Origin of the sequence: Massilia sp. Mn16-1_5, assembly GCF_004798585.1 — a bacterium.
Taxonomy (GTDB): Bacteria; Pseudomonadota; Gammaproteobacteria; order Burkholderiales; family Burkholderiaceae_D; genus Telluria.
The window spans coordinates 1-911 of sequence record NZ_PPXQ01000057.1; the positions used below are offsets into that span (position 1 = coordinate 1).

Sequence of the window (911 nt, forward strand, 5' to 3'; positions counted from 1 at the left end):
AGAGACGGTTTAATAACTCACCGGAAACGCATCCGGTGCAGTAATGAAGAGCCGAGCGCGATGAAAATCATCGCTTCCGACACATCAAGGCGCTGCTCGTAGTCCCGGACAAGACGGCGATAGCGCATCAGCCATGCAAACGTGCGCTCGACGACCCAGCGTCGCGGTTGTACCTGAAAGCCGTCCTGGCCCTGTAAGCCACGTACGACTTCGACGGTAAAGTCGAGATAGGCTGCCTTGTCGAGCAAGGTGCGTCGGTCGTAAGCCGCATCGCCGAACAGATGCTTGACCCATGGCCAACGCTTGACTAAAGCATCGAGGACCGATTGCGCACCTGTTGAATCGGCGATGTCGGCAGGCGTCAGATTCACTGCCAGCAGTCGCCCGTCGGTATCGACCGCGATATGTCGTTTGCGGCCGCTGATCTTCTTGTGTGCGTCGTAGCCGCGCTCACGTGCGCCTGGTGCCTTGACGGACTGGCTGTCGACGATGCCGGCCGAGGGGACGACTTCGCGCTGTTCGCACATTCGGTCCAGCATCAATGCCAGATCGTGGATCGTTCGGAAGAGGAAGCGTCGCACTAGCCGACGGAACCAGTAATACACCGTTTGATAGGGAGGAAAATCGTTTGGCAACATGCGCCATTCGCAGCCCGAACGGACCAGATAACGAAGTGCATTGATCACCTGGCGAAGTTCCGTCCTGCGGGGGCGACCAGTACGAGCAGCGCCCGGCAGTAATGGCTCGATGAGTTTCCATTCCTGATCACTCACATCAGTAGGATAACCCTTGCGCTCCTTGGGAACCCGGACCTTATGCCGTGTTCGTTGCTCTGCTGTCCACATGGCGTACTCCTATCGAAGAGGACCATTTGGACATCATAGTTGCTTCCGAGTTTTCAAACCGTCTCT

The 911-nt window shown here is 57.1% G+C and carries 1 protein-coding gene; it reads right to left on the minus strand.

From position 1 onward, the window contains the following. Positions 1-17 precede the first annotated feature (17 nt). Positions 18-845, minus strand: a complete 828-nt coding sequence (locus C2862_RS25030; RefSeq protein ID WP_027868003.1) for an IS5 family transposase — start codon at positions 843-845, stop codon at positions 18-20. Between the last annotated feature and the right edge of the window lie 66 nt (positions 846-911).

Excerpts from the sequence above, each read along its gene's own strand:
- C2862_RS25030 (WP_027868003.1), bottom strand. The coding sequence starts at position 845 with ATGTGGACAGCAGAGCAACGAACACGGCATAAGGTCCGGGTTCCCAAG.